Origin of the sequence: uncultured Streptococcus sp. (assembly GCF_963521865.1) — a bacterium.
Taxonomy (GTDB): Bacteria; Bacillota; Bacilli; order Lactobacillales; family Streptococcaceae; genus Streptococcus.
Genome location: NZ_CAUQWY010000097.1, coordinates 1 through 2,653 on the forward strand (window position 1 = coordinate 1; position 2,653 = coordinate 2,653).

The following is a 2,653-nucleotide window of genomic DNA, read 5'->3' on the forward strand; positions in this document are numbered from 1 at the left end:
GCAATAGCATTACACTTTAGTTTTCCCCATCAAAAACAGCCGAAAGGATTACCCTCGGCTGTTTTTTCTTATCTTGATATTCTTATCAAATCCCTAGTTCATAACAAGCAAGTCTAGACTGATTATACTCAATGAAAATCAAAGAGAAAACTAGGAAACTAGCCGCAGGTTGCTCAAAGCACTGCTTTGAGGTTATAGATAAGACTGACGAAGTCAGCTCAAAACACTGTTTTGAGGTTGTGGATAGAACTGACGAAGTCAGTAACCATATCTACGGCAAGACGACGTTGACGCGGTTTGAAGAGATTTTCGAAGAGCATTAAATAGAGGCTTCCTCCATCTTCTCCCGTCCTAGTTCTCGGTAACTACGATCGCCGACAACTTCTACGCTAAACTGGCCGTCCTCATATTCAAGGATCGTCACGCTACCATTATCGAGACCATGCGGATGCATGCCATTAATCAGATAAACAATGGTTCCAATGGTCATTCCGTGGCTGACAACGAGGGCATTGCCCCCACCTTGTTCTTCCATTTCTTTGGCAATCGCTTCAAAACCTTCCTTGATTCGGCCACTGAGTTTTTCCCAGCCCTCAGCCCAACCAGCTGTATCGACCTCTACCAATCCCTCAGCCAGTTCAGCATAAGACAATTGATGAACGTGGTCCACATTAAAGATACGAGGAATAATGCCCATGAAAAGATCACCATCATAAGCTCCGTCAAAGCTACCAAAACACCATTCTCTGATACGCTTGTCCATACGATAAGGGATTTTCCCCTGCAAACCAAGTTCAGCAAGGATGATTCCCATAGTCTGAATGGTGCGACCAGAATCACTCGAATAAGCGCGCTCAAACTGCAGACCAGATTCTCGCAAACCGATTCCTAATTCTTGAATCCCTCTCTCACCTTCAGCTGTTAAGGGAGTATCGCTCCAACCTTGCGCGCGACCAATCGTGTTAAACATGGTCTTTCCATGACGTACCAAATACAATCGTACTTTTACCATTTTCCGTCCTCCGTTTGCTTCTATTATATCATGGATGATAAAACAAAAGCCACCCATACAGGCGACTTTTGCAGGAGATTATTATGAAAAAGTTTAGGAGTTCTATTAAATAAAGATATTAGATGAAAATCAAATTCAAACTAAATCAGAGTTATCTGTTTCAAATAATATTAGGAGGTCTTTATTTAATGATTATAGTATACACATCCAACCTTAAATAGAACTTAAAATTTCTCTCATTTTCTTAATTTTTAAAGCTATGAATTGGTGCTGGAATTTGTCCTCCACGAGAGATGAAATCGACAGACGAAGCCCCATTGACCTTCATAACGGGTGCAGTACCTAATAGGCCACCAAACTCAATCATATCACCTTCTTTTCCTTTTGGAATGATACGAACAGCCGTTGTCTTCATGTTAATGACACCAATAGCAGCTTCATCTGCAATCATGGCCGCAATGGTTTCAGCAGGTGTATCTTCTGGAATGGCAATCATATCCAATCCAACAGAACAGATAGCCGTCATAGCTTCTAGTTTTTCCAAATTAAGAGAACCATTTTGCACTGCAGCAATCATTCCTTCATCCTCTGAAACAGGGATAAAGGCACCAGACAAACCACCAACTTGGTTGCAGGCCATAACTCCGCCCTTCTTAACTTGGTCATTCAAGAGAGCCAAGGCAGCTGTCGTCCCATGTGTTCCAACTGTTTCTAGCCCCATTTCCTCAAGGACACGTGCTACAGAATCTCCAACCGCAGGAGTTGGCGCCAAACTCAAGTCCACAATACCAAACTCCACACCCAGTCTTTCACTAGCCATTTGACCAACCAATTGACCGATACGAGTGATTTTAAAGGCAGTTTTCTTAACTGTTTCGGCTACTACATCAAAGCTCTGTCCACGAACTTTTTCCAAGGCACGTTTCACAACACCAGGACCAGAAACTCCGACATTGATGATAACATCTGCCTCCCCAACACCATGAAAGGCACCCGCCATAAATGGATTGTCCTCAACAGCATTAGCGAATACAACCAACTTGGCCGCTCCCATATCTGATAGATTAGCCGTTTCCTTAATAACTCGTCCCATATCTGCCACAGCCGTCATATTAATACCAGACTTGGTTGAGCCAATATTAACTGACGAGCAAACCTTATCCGTTTCAGCCAAAGCGCGAGGAATGGAATTGATGAGAATCTCATCTCCCTTTTGATACCCTTTTTGTACCAAGGCAGAGAAACCACCAATAAAGTCCACACCAATCTCTTTCGCAGCCTTATCAAGCGCTTTTGCCAGAACCACATAGTCTGTCGCATCTGTCGCTGCTCCAATCAGAGAAATAGGAGTCACCGATACACGCTTATTAACGATTGGAATTCCCAACTCAGCTGCAATTTCATCGCCAACAGCCACTAAATTAGCCGCCTTGGTCGTAATCTTTTGATAAATTTTCTCCGCAGCACGATTAATATCTGGATCGATACAGTCTAATAGGGAAATCCCCATGGTAATGGTTCTGATATCGAAGTTTTGCTCCTCAATCATAGCAATGGTTTCAGTAACTTGTCTAATATCCATGTGCACCTCCTAGATATTATACATAGCTTCGAAAATCGCTGCACTCTGAATATTGATTT

At 42.7% G+C, this 2,653-nt stretch carries 3 protein-coding genes; 1 reads left to right on the forward strand and 2 read right to left on the reverse strand.

The features are described from left to right. Positions 1-131 precede the first annotated feature (131 nt). Positions 132-323: a hypothetical protein gene (locus tag RWO85_RS10300; protein WP_314415762.1), complete on the forward strand. Its 192-nt coding sequence runs from the start codon at positions 132-134 to the stop codon at positions 321-323. On the opposite strand, the gene RWO85_RS10305 is transcribed toward RWO85_RS10300, so the two are convergent. Both RWO85_RS10305 and RWO85_RS10310 read right to left on the reverse strand, forming a co-directional pair. Continuing rightward, on the reverse strand, positions 320-1,012 hold the full coding sequence (locus RWO85_RS10305; protein WP_314415765.1) for a histidine phosphatase family protein: 693 nt from the start codon (positions 1,010-1,012) through the stop codon (positions 320-322). The genes RWO85_RS10300 and RWO85_RS10305 overlap by 4 nt on opposite strands. Positions 1,013-1,256: 244 nt before the next feature. Further along, positions 1,257-2,594, reverse strand: a complete 1,338-nt coding sequence (locus tag RWO85_RS10310; RefSeq protein ID WP_000354901.1) for a PFL family protein — start codon at positions 2,592-2,594, stop codon at positions 1,257-1,259. Positions 2,595-2,653 lie beyond the last annotated feature (59 nt).